This window comes from Amycolatopsis sp. lyj-90 (assembly GCF_046549035.1).
In the GTDB taxonomy this organism is placed as follows: Bacteria; Actinomycetota; Actinomycetes; order Mycobacteriales; family Pseudonocardiaceae; genus Amycolatopsis.
In genome coordinates this window covers 487,414-502,028 of the sequence record NZ_JAJPWP010000006.1, presented here as the reverse complement: position 1 = coordinate 502,028, position 14,615 = coordinate 487,414, and the positions used below count along the sequence as shown (strand labels likewise).

Below are 14,615 nucleotides of genomic sequence, written 5' to 3'. Positions count from 1 at the left end.
AACTGTCGGTGGTCCCGGCTAGCGTCCACCCGTGGGACGAAATGCCGAACTGCCCGGTGGGATGAGCCGCTACCGGGTCACCACCGGGGCCACCACCTGGCCGGACGACACCGGATGCGGCCTGCTGCACGTCGACATGGACGCCTTCTTCGTGTCGTGTGAGCTGCGCACGCGCCCGGAGCTGGCGGACAAGCCGGTGGTCGTCTCCGGTGGCGGTCCGAGGTCGGTCGTGGCGGCCGCGAGCTACGCGGCGCGCGAGTTCGGCGTCCGGTCGGCCATGCCGTTCTCGACGGCCAAGCGGCTCTGCCCCCAGTTGATCTGCATCACCCCGACGCCCGGGCTCTACGGCGAGGTGTCCAAGGGCGTCATGGGGATCTTCCGCGAGCTGACGCCGCTGGTGGAGCCGCTGAGCCTGGACGAGGCCTTCCTGGACGTCAGCGGGGCGCTCAAACGGCTGGACTCGTCGCCGGCGCGGCTCGGCGCGGTGATCCGGGAGCGGGTCGCCGCCGAGTTCGGGATCAGCTGCTCGGTCGGCGTCGCGAAGATCAAGTTCGTCGCGAAGCTGGCGTCCGGGATGGCGAAACCGGACGGCATGGTCGTCGTCCCGGCGGCCGAGACGCTCGCGTTCCTGCATCCGTTGCCGGTGTCGGCGCTGTGGGGCGTCGGCAAGCGCACCGAGGAGCAGCTGCGGCAGCAGGGCCTCGACACGATCGCCGACCTCGCCGCCGCGCCGTTGTCCAGGCTGAGGCGTTCGCTCGGGCGGGCGCTGGGGGATCACCTCTACGCGCTCGCGAACGGGCACGACGAGCGCGAGGTGGTCCCGGAGACGCCGGACAAGTCGATCGGCGCCGAAGTGACCTTCGACGTCGACCTCCACGACCGCTCGGCGCTCGGGCTGGAACTGCTCCGGCTCTCGGAGCGCGTCGCGGCCACCCTGCGCCGCCGGGGGCTGCGCGGGCGGACGGTGTCGATCAAGGTCCGGTTCGCGGATTTCAAGACCATCACGCGCGCCAGGACGACCGCCGTCCCGGTGGATGTGGCCCGCGACATCCACCGCACCGCCGTCGAACTCCTCGCCGAGCACGCGCCGTCGGGCGCAGTCCGCCTGATCGGCGTAAGAGTCGAGGGATTGAACACGGAGAGTAGCGGAGAACAGCTACTTTTCGACTCACCCGAACCCCGTTGGCGGGATGCGGAAGTCGCCGCCGACGTCGCACGGTCGAAGTTCGGCGCCGCGGCGGTGCGGCCCGCGTCACTGCTGACCCCCCGTGACCAGTGACATTGCCTGTTCGGCCGTCTTCCAGAGAGCCGAGTCGGGTGGTTTCGCCCAATTCGATCCCTTCTGGATACGGGATCGGGTAGTCGGACGAGCGCGGGGCTCGTATCCTGGACAGAGACACCCCGCCTGGGGTTGTCTGTTGGGTCCATGACGTTGCGCGGCCCGGCGCCCGCGACAGCTGTGCCGGAGGAGGAAAGATGCCACTCTCCGAGCATGAGCAGCGGCTGCTCGATCAGATCGAGCGCGAGCTCTATGCCGAGGACCCCAAGTTCGCATCCACGGTGCGAGGCACCCGGTTGCGCCGCCCCGCCCGCCGACGGCGTTTGCAGGGCATCGCCCTGTTCGTAGTGGGCGTCGCACTTCTGGTGCTCGGCGTGGTGGTCAACATCCGGGTGGCCGAGATCCCAGTGATCAGCGTGCTCGGGTTCCTCGTGATGTTCTTCGGAGTCATGTTGGCCGTCACGTCGATTCGGCAAGGAGCCGAAACGGAAGGCGGTAAGGACAGCGCTGGCCAAGGGGCAGGCGGAGGTGGCGGCGGCAAGTCGTCCCCGCGCCGCAGCTCCTTCACCCAGCGCATGGAAGAGCGTTTCCGCCAGCGCTTCGAGGAGCAGTAGCTCTCACACACGCGAACATGCCGACGGGGCACGGCCCCGTCGGCATGTTCGCGTGTGTGAGAGCTGGAGCGGAAGGGGCCCATACCCGCATCGGACGCGGTGAAGGGCGCTTTCCCCGCATCCCATGCGGGGAAAGCGCCCTTCACGCCGTCTACTTGCCTCGCCGCAGCGACCGCGGGAACAGGCGGCCCTTCCAGGACATGGGCGCGTTCCGCTTCAGGCTCTTGCGGACCTCGTCGAAGGCCGGGCCCAGCTCCTGGTCGTCCGGGGGCTGGTCCGAGTACCAGGACTTCTCCACGACGCCGATGACCGTCCGCAGGCCGGAGCGGCCCTCTTCGTCCAGACGGTGCTTCTCGACGACCTTCCGGCCCGCCACGCGCACCGTGTCGCCGTCGGAGAGCGGCAGGCCGCGGTCCGCGCACTCGTCCATCAGTTCACGCCAGGCCGCGTCGGCGGCGGCGGGGGAGTGGGACGCGATCTTCTGCAGTCGCAGCCGCCGCTTGATCTCCCGGATCGTGGTCGGCGTGCCGAGCCCGCCGAGCACGACCACCACGGCCAGCGCGAACCACCACGACACCCACGCCGCCAGGAACGCGAACGCCCCCACCCACAACCCGATCGCGATCAGGGGCAGCCAGTTCGTCACGTTCGGGTTGTCCAGGAACCCACTGCCTTCACGGACCGCGGTGGGCGAGTCCGGTTCGCGGGACGGCGAAGGCGACGAGCGCAGGAGCGCCCGGTATCTCAACCGCGACCGCACGATGACGACCACGGACAGCGCGGCCGCCAAGCCGCCGAGAAGACCGGCGAGGATGGCGGGCCACAGCGGCTCTTCCTCCTGCTGGTCCGCGCCGCCGTCCGCGCCGGGATCCGCGCCCGGGTCGCGGGGGGTGCCGGTCGCGGGGGCGCTCGACGCCGGCGCGCTCGGGACTTCCTGGGTGTCGTTGGTCGCGGAGCTGCTCGTGTCCGTCTGCAGGTACGGCGGGACGACCGCGCGACCGTCGACCAGCGGGGTCGGGTCGAAGCTGACCCAGCCCTTCGTCTGGAAGTAGACCTCGACCCACGCGTGGGCGTCCTCGGAGCTGATCGAGAGGTGATCGCCCTTCGGTGTCCCGGAGGTGAAGCCGATGGCGACCCGCGACGGGATGCCGACCGCCCGCAGCATCACGGCCATCGCGGACGCGAACTGCTCGCAGAACCCGCGTTTGCCGTTGAGGATGAAGTCGGCGAGCGCGTCGGAGTCGGTGGCGTCGGCGGTCTTGGTGTCGTAGACGAAGCCGTTCTGCGCGGTGAAGAACGACCAGATCGCCTGGGCCTTGTCGAAGTTGTTGGACTCGTTCTCCGTGATCTGCTTGGCCTTCGCGGTCACCCGGGGGTCGACGTTCTCGACCAGGGTGAACTGCGGCGGCACCTCGGCCAGCCGGGCGTCGTCGAGCCGGAGTTCGTCCTTCGACGGTTCCTTGATCGCCGCGGTCTCGGTGTAGGCGGGCGCGTTCTGCTTGGTCGTGGTGAACACGGCACCGCCGACGGGGTCGTACAGCCAGTTGTCGGCCAGCCCGTTGAGCGTCCGCGGCACACCGTAGATCGGCAGCCAGTTGTCGACCCAGTTCGTCGGTTCGATCCGGATCTCGCGCCCGGGACCGGCACCGTCGTCGCCCTTGACGGCCGGAAGCGGCTGGTTGGCCTGCACTCCCTGCTGGGCGCGGCCGTTCTGCGCCAGCCCCCAGCCCTTGTTCGGCGTGTACGTGTCGAGGGTGAACGCGCGCAGCAGCCGCTTGTCCGCGCCCATCCCGTAGACCTTGAACAGCTCCACCTTCTCGCCCTGGTCGAGCAGGCCGCGCAGCTGCGTGAACGGCTCGACGCCGAACCCGCCCGCGCCACCGCGGCCCGAGCCGGTCCCGCCGGGAAGGCTGCCGACCGTGCCGACACCGGTGGCGGCCGCGCCGATGACCAGGCCCAGCGCGATCGCGGCGCTCACCACGCCGACGGGGGCGGACAGCGTGCTCGCCGAGTTGCCCAGTCCGGGCGCGTCCCGGTTGCGCCAGCGGCGATGCCGGTGGTTGCCGTCGACGGCGAGCAGCGCGGCGAACGCGGCGGCGCCGAGCAGGAACGTCCACCACGGCAGCATTTCCTCGGCCAGCGCGGCGGGCACGGCGTACACGCACAGCAGCACCAGGCCGGTCGCGGCGGGCGCGGCGGCGGCCACGGCCAAGGTGTCGACCAGCACCGCGACCAGGCCGATCGCGATGGTGACCAGGCAGAGGATCGGCGGCGTGCCCTCGATCGGCGGCAGTCCGACGCGGATCTGCTCGGCCGCCGCGGCGAGCACGCCGCGCAGTTCTTCGAGCGCGTCCGGGCCGGGGATGATCTTCAGGATCCCGCTGGTGGTGAACGCTCCGGTGATCAGGAACAGCAGCACCAGCAGCTGCGCCAGGCCGACGACGATGGTCGGCGCGCGCAGCGAGCGCAGGGCGAGCCCGGTGGAGGCGATCAGGACCACCGCGACCAGCAGGTAGCCGAACCAGGCCCAGCCGTTGACGACCCCGGTCAGCGAGGTGGAGGCGAAGAGCGTGGCGAGCCCGGCGGCGATCGGCGCGAGCACGCTGCTCGTCCAGACCGGCGGTGGCGCTTCGGGACGAGGCTTGGGGGTGTGCGGCAGGGGCGGCGCGGTCGCGGTCACAGGCCGCCTCCGATCAGCGTGCCCCGGCGCATGGCGGTCTGGCACAGTTCGGCCCAGACCTGCTGCATGGGCGACCCGGGGCCGGCGACGACGACGCCCCAGCCCGCGGCGCGCAGCAGCGCCGCCGACTCTTCGGTGGCGGCGGCACGGGTTTCGGGCCGGTTGACGCCCGAGGACCAGCCGGGGGTGTCGAGCAGCACGGCGAGGCTCCGGATCCCGCGCGGGCGGTACCGGGACAGCTCGTGCACGGATTCGTTGCTGACGGTGCCGAGCACGGCGATGAGTTCCTGTCCTTCGGCCGGGTCGTGGCCGAGGGTGATGTCGCGCTGGTGCGCGGGCTGGAGTGCGGCGAGGACGTCGAGCACGACGTTGTCGTAGTGCTCGCCACCCTCACCGGGGGTGTCGGCCAGGGTCTGGCCGTGTTCGGTGATCAGCCGGACGCGGTGACCGGAGCGGCGCAGGTGCAGCCCGACCGAAGCGGCGAACGAAACGGCCCATTCGAGGCTCGCGGCGGGACCGGTGCCGTGGTGCGCGGCCGCGCGGTGGTCCAGCAGCACCGTGGTGCCGCCTCGCCACGGCCGCTCCTCGACGCGGACCATGATCTCGTCGCGGCGGGCGGTCGAGCGCCAGTGGACCTTCCGCAGGTCGTCGCCCTGGCGGTACTGCCGGACGATCACGTCCGCCTCGCCCTGTCCGGCGTGCAGGCGGATGCTGCCGTCGTCACCGGCGCCGATCCCGGCGCCGCTGGGCAGGCCCCACAAGCCGACCACCTTCGGCACGACGACCAGCCGCGAATGCCCGATCAGCTCGCGTTCGAACTCGCACAGCCCGAACGGGTCGGTGATCGTCGCCCGCAGCGGGCCGACCTGCTGGATCCCCCGCAGCACCGGCTGCAGCGGGTACCGCAGCGCGACCCGCCGGTCGTGCGGCAGCCGCTCGACGACGAACCGCGGCCGCGAACCGAGCGCGTAGGGCACGCCGTCTTCGAGCAGCACCTCACCCGCCGGGAGCCTGCCGTCACGCCAGAGTTCGAGCTGGACCTCGCCGGGCGAGCCGACGGAGACCCGGTCCGGGCGCAGCGCGCGCGCCGCGCCCAGCCGCAGCCGGGTCGCCGAGATGAAGAAGGCGACCAGCAACGGCAGGGCGACGACGAAGATCGCGACGCGCAACAGGTCCCGTTCGTTGAGCACGAACGAGCACACCGCCGCGGCGACGCCGGCGGCGAGGAGGCAGCGGCCGCGTGTGGTCAGGCCGGACAGAGCACGCAGCATGCGCTGTTTTCCCTAACGTCAGCGGTGGTTCGTGCCCGGGGAGCCCTGCGGGACGGGAACGCGGTGCAGGATCGCGCGGACCACGTCGGTGGCGGAACGCCGGGCGGCGTGCGCTTCGGTGGTGAGCACCATCCGGTGCGCCAGCACCGGGACCGCGACCGTGTGCAGGTCGTCCGGGACGACGAACTCGCGGCCCGAAAGCGCGGCCTGCGCCCGGGCGGCGCGGACCAGCTGCAGGGTGGCGCGCGGGGAAGCGCCGAGGCGGATCTCCGGCACCTGACGGGTCGCGGACACTAGCTCGACGGCGTACCGGCGGATCTCCGGCGACATGTGCACCGAGCGCACCGTCTCGATCAGCCGCTGCACCGAGTCGCGGTCGGACACGGGCTCGAGATCGGCGAGCGGGTTGTGCCCGGCGTGCTCGTCGACCATGGCCAGTTCGGCCTGCTGGTCGGGGTAGCCGATGGACACCCGCGCGGTGAACCGGTCCCGCTGGGCCTCGGGCAGCGCGTAGGTGCCCTCCATCTCGATCGGGTTCTGGGTGGCGATCACCATGAACGGCTCTTCGAGGTGGTACGTCGAGGTGTCGACGGTGACCTGGTGCTCTTCCATGCATTCGAGCAGGGCCGACTGCGTCTTCGGCGAGGCGCGGTTGATCTCGTCGCCGACCACGATGTTCGCGAACACCGGGCCGGGCCGGAACTCGAACCCGCCGCTCTGCCGGTTGTAGATGGACACCCCGGTGACGTCGCTGGGCAACAGGTCGGGGGTGAACTGGATCCGGCTCACGGTGCAGTCGATCGAGCGGGCCAGCGCCTTCGCCAGCGAGGTCTTGCCGACCCCGGGGACGTCTTCGACCAGGAGGTGGCCTTCGGCGAGCAGGGTCACGAGCGCGATGCGGATGACGTCGGGTTTGCCGACCAGTACCCGCTCCACGTTGGCGGCGATCCGCCGCGCCGTTTCGTGCAGTTCGTCGAGGGACGCTCTGCTCGCACGGCCGTTCTGACGGCCGCTCACCGAGCCCGCTGCCGTGGGGTACGGCGCTTGCCCGGTTGCCTGCTCGCCCTGCTGTTCGCCGGGCGTCGCAGACTGGATTCTCGACGTCACTCGACCTCCTGATGCCGCGTGGCTGGATGTCCGCTTGGTCTGCTGAGGGCCAGCTTTTCTCACCCGGGTGGTCCCCCGGGCAGCGGTCAGCCTCCCACGAAGTGTGTCAAACTCGGGCGAACTCGTGGGGGGAACCCCGCCAACCCCGGCCGATGACTCTGTGCAACCGGAGACCTTACCTCGATCGGGTGAGGTGAGCGCGTTTTCAGGTGCTCCCGCTGACACGCGGTTTTGTCGTATGCTCCGTTGCGAGGTCGCTCGACTACGGAGAGGCGTAATCGCATATGAGCGAGGTGAGTACCGCCAAACCCCGGTTCGATCTGAGCGGGTTCGCGGTCGCCCCGGAGCTGGCGTCCGACGCCCACGTGAAGATCTCCGCCCTGCAGGACGTGGTCGGCCAGATGGTCCGCGAGGCCAAGGTGCTCGGTCGCACGGTTCCCCTCGGCGGGGGATACGCGGACGAGGTCGGCCGGTTCATGGCGCAGTACGGGATCGGTGCCGACGGCTCCGCGGTCGAGGCGCTCACCGCCTTCGGCAAGGAGCTCGAGGCGCTCAAGAACCGGATCGAGAAGGCGTTGGCCCGGTACACCCGTCAGGATGAACAAGCGGCGGCGGATGTGGACTGTGTCGGCGGCTGAACCCATGGCGTCCCGTGTCCCCCTTCTCGCCCTTTGTGGCGCGCTCACCGTCCTCACAGTGTCCGCCTGTGGGCAAGGAGCCGCAGGCCAGGCGCAGGTTCCGAGCACCGAGAAGGTGGTCGCCGGAGCTTCGGTCCAGGGCACGCTGCCGCCCGCCGTGCTGGATCCCTGCGCGCTGCTCGGCCCGCGGGACCGGTCGAGTGCCGGCCTGAACGTGCTCGGTGTCCCGAAGGAGATCAACGGCGCCCGCGCCTGCGACTGGACGGTGCCCGCCACCTTCGGCGTCACCATCACCGTGGACGAGAAGAACGGGCTGGCGGACCTCGAGATCGCGCGCAAGACCGCCACCAGGACCAAGGTCGGCGACCGGGAGGCGCTCAAGGTCGCGGACAAGAAGGCCGCCGACGGGACCTGCGCGGTCCTGCTCGGCATGGGGGACAAGGCGAGCGTCCAGATCGACGTGAGCAACACGAACTTCACCGACACCCCGCTCGCCTGCGAGCGCGCGGTGACGGTGGCGGGACTGGCCGAACCCAAACTGCCTTAGGAGAATCGGTGCCTGAAGGAGAGACGCCGGGCCGCGAGGTCCCGGTCGCGGCCACGCGGTACGAGGCCTACAGCCACGAGGCACTGGCCGCCGAAGTCGAAGCGGGCAACGACCCCGAGGCGGCCGGCGGCATCGGTGCCGCCTGGGACGCGCTCGCGCGGCGGATGCACGACGCGACGTCCGAACTGGCCGGGCTGGTCAGCAGTAGTGAGGAGAACTGGCGCGGTGAAGCGGGTGACGCGCTCCGCGGCGTGCTGTCCACGGCGTCCGGCTGGCTGACCTGGTCCGCCGATCTCTCGTCCGCGCTGGGGCAGGCCGTCTCCGGACAGGCCGAGGCGGCCGCGCGCGCCCGCGCGGACATGCCGCCGCCGGTGGACTACGACCCCGGCGCGATGATCCGCGGCGCCGCGGCGGGCGGGAACCTCGCGCTTCTCGCCGCGCTCGCCGACGAGATGGAGGCCAAGCACGCGGAGGCCGAAGCGGCGAGGCGCAAGGCCGTCGACGTCATGAACACCCGCGACGCCTCACTGCATTCGCTGACCCCGCGGATCTCGTTCGGGAAGCCGCCCGAGCTGGGGCGGTCTTGATCCGGGTTTCCGCGTCGGCGTTCGATGTCCTCTGGTCCGATCTCGGCCACGCGGCCCCGCCATGGCCGCTGTCCGTCCGCAGTGTCGGCGGCACGGAAGCGGAACGCGCGGAGATCCGCGGCGCGGTCTACGAAAACCTCGCCGAACGCGGCCTCTATGACGGAGATCGGCTCGATGCCGCCTTGGAGGCGCGGCTGGACCTCCTCGCGCGCGCCGACGTCTACGTCGAATGTGAGGCCCTGGCCGACATGACGGCCGAAGCGCCGTTTCGCGCCGTCGCGGCCGCGCGCGGACGGCACGGCGTGCTGGCCACCCAGCCCGAACAGACCATCGCGCTGTCCGGGATCGGCGACGGCGAGGTGTTCGCCGCGATCGTCGACGTCCTGCCGGAGCTGCGGCCCGGCCCCGGTTATGGGATCAGCCTGCCCGCGGCGCGCTTCGACGGTGACCTGGAAGACCCGGTGTTCGGCGACGGCGGACGATCGTCGGCTTCGGACGATCAGCTGCGCGAGGTGCTCGCGATCCAGGCGCGGCCGGTCTACAGCGCGGGCCAGTTCACCGTGCGGACCCGGGACCGCGACGGCCGGGCGCACCGGGCGGGCGGGCTGACCTGGTTCGACACCGACGTCGGCGCGTACTGCGCCGCGCGGACCGAGGGGCGCGGCGGGCAGGCCTGGGTCACCGTGTCCCCTGTGGACGGTCCCCGGCTGGCCGCGCGGCTGGCTTCGCTACTGGACCCTGACCGCTAGGTCTTTCGAAGTCCGTGAAGGCCTCCTTCCCTACCGTGAGGGTAGGGAAGGAGGCCTTCACGGACTTCCGCTGTCAGCAGTCCTTTGTCGACATTTCATGGGATGAACCGACGTCACCCTCCACAGTGTCCCCACCGCTCCCCACCGGATTCCCCACTTTCGCCCCCACTTCGCCCCACAACAGGGTTCCGGCTGCCGATAACCGGACGCATCAGGCATCGGTGAGGTTGCTTCGATACCCGCCCAGGGGGATCTTGGCCACCGTCCCCCACCGCGCCCCCACCTGGCCCCACCTGGCTGACCAGCGAAAACGCCTGACACGACGGAGTGGTCGCGGCTTTTGACGCGTTGACTGTGGTGAAAAGTGGGGTACGGTGGTGCGCAGTGGGGCAGTAGGGAGCCCCGTGACCGGCATTGGTTGTTCACAGCCGAAGTCGGTAGGGAGGTGGAGCCGATGTTCCTCGGCACCCACACCCCGAAATTGGACGACAAAGGGCGGCTCACGCTGCCCGCGAAGTTCCGCGACGCGCTCGCCGGTGGGCTGATGGTCACCAAGGGACAGGATCACTGTCTCTTCGTCTTTCCCCGGGCCGAGTTCGAGCAGATGGCGAGGAAGGTCGCCGACGCCCCGTTCACGAACGAGGCGGTCCGGGCCTACCAGCGTTATCTCTTCGCCGGGACGGACGAACAACGCCCGGACGGGCAAGGACGTGTCGCGATCGCGTCCGAGCTCCGGCGCTACGCCGGGTTGAACAAGGAGTGCGTGGTGATCGGGGCGATCACCAGGTTGGAGATCTGGGATGCCCAAGCGTGGCAGGGCTACCTGGACGAACACGAAGACAGCTACGCGAAGGCTCGAGAGGAAGTTCTGCCGGGCGTCTTCTAGACGTGACCGAGGAAGCACCCACGCCGTCGGGGGGCGCGGGTTCCTGCTTCGGACACGCCGGAAACCGCCCACACGGATGCCGTGAGGCCTCTGTCCGCTCAGTGGCCCTGGTACACCTTCCCCGGTACCAGGTCAGTAAGCGGGCGGACAGGGACCTGACGGCATCCGGCATCTTCCCCGGCACTACAGGAAAGGGGGGAAGACATGGCAGACGAACACGAGCACGTTCCGGTGCTGCTGAAGCGCATCGTCGAACTGTTCGAGCCGGTCTTCTCCGACCGCGAGGCCGTGCTGGTCGACGCGACCGTCGGACTCGGCGGTCATTCCGACGCGCTGCTCACCGCGTTCCCCGCACTGCGCCTGGTCGCGCTCGACCGGGACCCCAACGCGCTGGAACTCTCCGCGAAACGGCTTGCGCCGCACGGGGATCGCGTCGACTTCGTGCACGCCGTCTACGACGAGATGCCGTCGGCGCTCCAAGGTCTCGGACTGTCCAGAGTGGACGGGATCCTGTTCGACCTCGGTGTCTCTTCGATGCAGCTGGACCGCGCCGAGCGTGGTTTCGCCTACTCCAAGGATTCCCCGCTCGACATGCGGATGGACCCGACCACCGGGATCACCGCGGCCGACGTGCTCAACACCTACCCGCCGGGCGAGCTGATCAGGATCCTGCGCGACTACGGCGAGGAACGGTTCGCCCAGCGGATCGTCAAAGCCGTTGTGGCGGAACGTGAGAAGGAACCTTTCACGCGCAGCGGACGGCTGGTGGAACTGCTGTACGACGCGGTTCCCGCGGCGAGCAGGCGCACCGGCGGGCATCCGGCGAAGCGCACCTTCCAGGCGTTGCGGATCGAGGTCAACGGCGAGCTGGAAGTGCTGCGGCGGGCGATGCCGCGGGCGCTGTCGGTGCTGGCCGTCGGCGGCCGCATCGTCGTCGAGTCCTATCAGTCCCTCGAGGACCGCCTGGTCAAACAGGCACTCGCGGAACTGGCGAAATCCCGGACCCCGGAAGGGCTTCCGGTGGAACTGCCGGGCCACGGCCCGGAACTGAAACTGCTCACCAGAGGGGCCGAGAAGGCCGGCGAGGCGGAGACCGAGCTGAACACACGGGCCGCCTCCGTGCGGCTGCGAGCCGCCGAACGGATCGGAGACCGAGCACGATGACCGCTCCCGCGAAGTCCCGCGGCCGCCGGACACCGGCGCCCGGACGGCGTGCCCGCGCGACCAGCACGGTCGACGAGACGCCGGACACCACCGAGACCACGACGTCCACCCGCGCTTCCCGCGGCCGGACGTCGGCGGCCGAACGCGCCTACGCCCGCCGCGCCCAGCGCGCGGATCTGCTGCAGCGCGACCAGCAGCGCAACCGTCCCGACGCAGAAGGCGGCGCGGGCAAGGCCGAGCCGAGGAAGAAGCTCAAGCTGCGCTGGCCGCGTTCGCGCGCGTCGTTCGTGCTGATGATGATGGGCATGCTGGCCGTCGGCGTGGCGTGCACGCTGTGGCTGACCACGCAGGCCATCGCCGACTCGTACCGGCTCGAACAGCTTCGCACGACCAACGCCGGGCTCGCCGAGGCGAAGGAACGGCTGCAGCGCGAGGTCGCGAAGGCCGAGTCGCCCGCTTCCCTCGCGCCCAAGGCCAGGGAGCAGGGCATGGTGCCCGGCGGCGACCCCGCACACCTCGTGGTCGGTCCGGATGGACAGTCCACTGTGGTCGGTGAGCCGAAGAAGGCGGAAGCCGACACGCCCGCGGCACAGGCCGATCCGGTGCCGCCCGCCGAGGGGACGCAGCAAGGCGCGCCGATCGAGGGCGACCTGCCCGCGGTCCCGCAGGAGAACGCGGCGACCCCGGCGCAGGGAGGTCAGTGATGCCACCCGGCCGCCCGGCGCAGGCACGGGCCCGGTCGGCGGGGAGCGCGCGGCGGACCTACGCCGCCGGGACCCGCCGCGCCACCGCCCGGCGGGGCAACGGAGGGAACCCGAGCCGGTTCACCGGCGTCCGGATCCTGCTGATCATCATGATGGTGCTGGCCGGCCTCAAACTGGTGCAGGTGCAGTGGTTCGAGGCCGGTGCGCTGTCCGAAGCAGCGGAACGGCAGCGGACGTCCGTGATCGAAAGTCCCGCGCAGCGTGGGTCCATCATGGACCGCAACGGGACGAAGATCGCGTTCAGCATCGAGGTGCGGACCCTCGCGGTGAGCCTGAACTGGCTCCACAAGACCATGGACGACTTCGCCGCGAAGAACCCGGCCAAGGGCAAGAACTTCGAGACCGAGGTGGCGGGCGCGGCGAAGCTGATCGCGGCCAAGCTGCCCGGGGTGATCACCGAGAAGGACCTGCTGGACAAGTTCCACAAGCCGGACGCGTTCACCTACCTGGTCCACGACATCGAACCGTCGGTCGCCGACTCGATCGTCAAGGAATACCCGTGGATCAGCGTCGAGAAGCGCTCGAAGCGGGAGTACCCCGGAGACTCGGTCGGGGCGAACATCATCGGCTTCGCGAACTGGCGGACCGACGACAAGGACATCTCCAAGCACAACCTGCACGGCGGCTACGGCCTCGAAGCCTCGCGGGACAACGACCTCGCCGGAACGCCGGGCCGCAAGATCGTCAACACCCGGAACGGCAACGACAACCTTGTCATCCCCGGTACCGAGCGGGACATCCAGAACGCCGTCCCCGGTTCGGATCTGCAGCTGACGATCGACACCGACCTGCAGTACGAACTGCAGCGGCAGCTGAGCGAGTACGTCGTCAAGTCGAAGGCCAAGGGCGGCCAAGCGGTCATCATGGACGCGAAGACCGGCGAGGTCTACGCGCTGGCCAACGACAAGACGGTCAACCTCAACGACCCGGCTTCGCGCAGTGAGACGGAGAACCTGAACAACCGCGCGGTGACCACGCCGTTCGAACCCGGTTCGGTGAACAAGATCGTCACCGCCGCGGGCGCGATCGACCAGGGCGTCACCACGCCGGAGTCGTCGATGTCGGTGCCGGGTTCGCTGCAGGTCGCGGACAAGATCGTCAAGGACGCCTGGCACCACGGGGCGCAGCAGTTCACCACCACCGGCATCTTCGCGAAGTCCTCGAACGTCGGCACCCTGTTGCTGGCACAGAAGCTCGGCGAGGACCGTTACGCGGACCTGCTCAAGAAGTTCGGTCTCGGCCAGCGCACCGGTCTCGGCCTCCCCGGCGAGAGCCCGGGCGTCGTCCCGCCGCGCAACCAGTGGTACGCCACGACTTTCGGGAACCTGCCGATCGGGCAGGGGCTCTCGATGACCGTCGTGCAGATGGCCGGGATGTACCAGGCCATCGCCAACGACGGGCTGCGCGTGGAACCCCGCGTGGTGAAGGCGAAGGTCAACCCGGACGGGACCGTCGTCCCCGAACCGGCGCCGAAGACCGTGCAGGTCATCAGCCCGCAGGCGGCGAAGACCGTACGCGACATGATGCGCGCCGTGACGCAGAGCGGCCGCGGGCAGCAGAGCGGCACCGGGCCGAAGGCAGCGCTGGAGGGCTACCAGATCTCGGGCAAGACGGGCACCGGCCAGCAGGTCGACCCGCAGACGAAGACGTACAGCAACCATCTGTACAACATCACCTTCGCCGGGATCCTGCCCGCCGACAACCCGCGGTTCGTGGTCGGAATCCGGCTCGACGCGCCGGACACCTCGCTGCCGGGCGGCGGCTCGTCCGCGCCGCTGTTCCACTCGGTGGCCGCCTACCTGGCGCAGCGGTTCCAGATCCCGCTTTCGGACGGTCCCACGCCTCAGGTGCCGCTGGTGCTTTCCTGACGGACCACGCGTGATGGGAGCCGGGACTCGCTCATCCGTCCGGAGACACGTGAGATCCGGCTTCGGTCACGCGAGAGCCGGCTTCGGTCACCCCGGCTGAGCGGCCCGGCACCCGCGTTGCGAAAGCCACTTTCGCAACTTTCAACGTTGCGAAAGTGGCTTTCGCGTCATGCCCGGTCGGCACGGCATCAGAGAGCGCGGTCGTCGCTGTGCGTGAACGGGTCCCCGCACCGGGCACCGCCCGAAACGCCGGCGCCGCTCGCCGCCGAAGTCCTCAAGCGACAGTCGGAAGCCGTTGCGTGCCAAGGAGAGCTCATGAAACCCATTACCACGAGCATGATCACCGCGCTCACACCCCGCACCGCTTCCGTCACCCGAATGCCGCGCCGGTAACCTCCTTTGCTGTGTCGGTGCCTACTTCAGATCCCCGCAGCGGTCCCGCCGTCGAAAGCGGGTCCGGC

At 70.1% G+C, this 14,615-nt stretch carries 13 protein-coding genes; 10 read left to right on the top strand and 3 right to left on the bottom strand.

The window, feature by feature from the left end:
• Positions 1-61 precede the first annotated feature (61 nt).
• Both dinB and ACLJPX_RS25605 read left to right on the top strand, forming a co-directional pair.
• The gene (dinB, locus tag ACLJPX_RS25610; RefSeq protein WP_410602592.1) at positions 62-1,279 is read left to right on the top strand and encodes a DNA polymerase IV; all 1,218 of its coding nucleotides are present in this window, start codon (positions 62-64) and stop codon (positions 1,277-1,279) included.
• A gap of 197 nt (positions 1,280-1,476) precedes the next feature.
• Entirely contained in the window at positions 1,477-1,893 is a 417-nt protein-coding gene (locus tag ACLJPX_RS25605) for a DUF3040 domain-containing protein (protein WP_410602340.1), read from the top strand.
• 151 nt (positions 1,894-2,044) lie between these two features.
• Here the strand turns inward: ACLJPX_RS25605 and ACLJPX_RS25600 are convergent, their stop codons facing one another.
• Genes ACLJPX_RS25600 through ACLJPX_RS25590 form a run of 3 tightly spaced genes read right to left on the bottom strand, consistent with a single transcriptional unit; the run spans position 2,045 to position 6,951 of the window.
• Complete coding sequence (locus ACLJPX_RS25600) at positions 2,045-4,573, bottom strand: DUF3488 and DUF4129 domain-containing transglutaminase family protein (RefSeq protein ID WP_410602338.1); 2,529 nt, start codon at positions 4,571-4,573, stop codon at positions 2,045-2,047.
• A complete protein-coding gene (locus ACLJPX_RS25595) occupies positions 4,570-5,844 on the bottom strand; it encodes a DUF58 domain-containing protein (protein ID WP_410602336.1) in 1,275 nt (424 codons plus the stop codon). Before ACLJPX_RS25595 ends, ACLJPX_RS25600 begins: the two co-directional genes overlap by 4 nt.
• An 18-nt stretch (positions 5,845-5,862) precedes the next feature.
• Complete coding sequence (locus tag ACLJPX_RS25590; protein WP_410602334.1) at positions 5,863-6,951, bottom strand: AAA family ATPase; 1,089 nt, start codon at positions 6,949-6,951, stop codon at positions 5,863-5,865.
• Between the two features lie 284 nt (positions 6,952-7,235).
• Between ACLJPX_RS25590 and ACLJPX_RS25585 the strand changes: the two genes are divergently transcribed.
• The 8 genes from ACLJPX_RS25585 (at position 7,236) to ACLJPX_RS25550 (ending at position 14,154) form a co-directional block, all read left to right on the top strand.
• Positions 7,236-7,589 carry a hypothetical protein gene (locus ACLJPX_RS25585; protein ID WP_410602332.1) on the top strand — a complete coding sequence of 118 codons (354 nt, stop codon included), beginning with the start codon at positions 7,236-7,238 and terminating at the stop codon, positions 7,587-7,589.
• A 58-nt stretch (positions 7,590-7,647) separates the two neighbouring features.
• Entirely contained in the window at positions 7,648-8,136 is a 489-nt protein-coding gene (locus tag ACLJPX_RS25580; protein WP_410602330.1) for a DUF3558 family protein, read from the top strand.
• An 8-nt stretch (positions 8,137-8,144) separates the two neighbouring features.
• Positions 8,145-8,723, top strand: a complete 579-nt coding sequence (locus ACLJPX_RS25575) for a PE-PGRS family protein (RefSeq protein ID WP_101606339.1) — start codon at positions 8,145-8,147, stop codon at positions 8,721-8,723.
• The gene (locus ACLJPX_RS25570; RefSeq protein ID WP_410602328.1) at positions 8,720-9,472 is read left to right on the top strand and encodes an ESX secretion-associated protein EspG; all 753 of its coding nucleotides are present in this window, start codon (positions 8,720-8,722) and stop codon (positions 9,470-9,472) included. Before ACLJPX_RS25575 ends, ACLJPX_RS25570 begins: the two co-directional genes overlap by 4 nt.
• 454 nt (positions 9,473-9,926) lie before the next feature.
• The gene (gene mraZ / locus ACLJPX_RS25565) at positions 9,927-10,358 is read left to right on the top strand and encodes a division/cell wall cluster transcriptional repressor MraZ (protein WP_076155107.1); all 432 of its coding nucleotides are present in this window, start codon (positions 9,927-9,929) and stop codon (positions 10,356-10,358) included.
• A gap of 204 nt (positions 10,359-10,562) precedes the next feature.
• Positions 10,563-11,522 (top strand): 16S rRNA (cytosine(1402)-N(4))-methyltransferase RsmH, encoded by a 960-nt coding sequence (gene rsmH, locus ACLJPX_RS25560; protein ID WP_410602325.1) that lies wholly within the window; start codon positions 10,563-10,565, stop codon positions 11,520-11,522.
• Positions 11,519-12,226 carry a hypothetical protein gene (locus ACLJPX_RS25555; RefSeq protein ID WP_410602323.1) on the top strand — a complete coding sequence of 236 codons (708 nt, stop codon included), beginning with the start codon at positions 11,519-11,521 and terminating at the stop codon, positions 12,224-12,226. The genes rsmH and ACLJPX_RS25555 overlap by 4 nt, the downstream gene beginning before the upstream one ends.
• The gene (locus tag ACLJPX_RS25550) at positions 12,226-14,154 is read left to right on the top strand and encodes a peptidoglycan D,D-transpeptidase FtsI family protein (RefSeq protein ID WP_410602321.1); all 1,929 of its coding nucleotides are present in this window, start codon (positions 12,226-12,228) and stop codon (positions 14,152-14,154) included. Before ACLJPX_RS25555 ends, ACLJPX_RS25550 begins: the two co-directional genes overlap by 1 nt.
• The last annotated feature ends 461 nt before the right edge of the window (positions 14,155-14,615 follow it).

Coding starts and splice junctions, on each gene's coding strand:
- mraZ (WP_076155107.1), top strand. CDS start 9,927: ATGTTCCTCGGCACCCACACCCCGAAATTGGACGACAAAGGGCGGCTC.
- ACLJPX_RS25605 (WP_410602340.1), top strand. CDS start 1,477: ATGCCACTCTCCGAGCATGAGCAGCGGCTGCTCGATCAGATCGAGCGC.
- ACLJPX_RS25585 (WP_410602332.1), top strand. CDS start 7,236: ATGAGCGAGGTGAGTACCGCCAAACCCCGGTTCGATCTGAGCGGGTTC.
- ACLJPX_RS25595 (WP_410602336.1), bottom strand. CDS start 5,844: ATGCTGCGTGCTCTGTCCGGCCTGACCACACGCGGCCGCTGCCTCCTC.
- ACLJPX_RS25550 (WP_410602321.1), top strand. CDS start 12,226: ATGCCACCCGGCCGCCCGGCGCAGGCACGGGCCCGGTCGGCGGGGAGC.
- dinB (WP_410602592.1), top strand. CDS start 62: ATGAGCCGCTACCGGGTCACCACCGGGGCCACCACCTGGCCGGACGAC.
- rsmH (WP_410602325.1), top strand. CDS start 10,563: ATGGCAGACGAACACGAGCACGTTCCGGTGCTGCTGAAGCGCATCGTC.
- ACLJPX_RS25555 (WP_410602323.1), top strand. CDS start 11,519: ATGACCGCTCCCGCGAAGTCCCGCGGCCGCCGGACACCGGCGCCCGGA.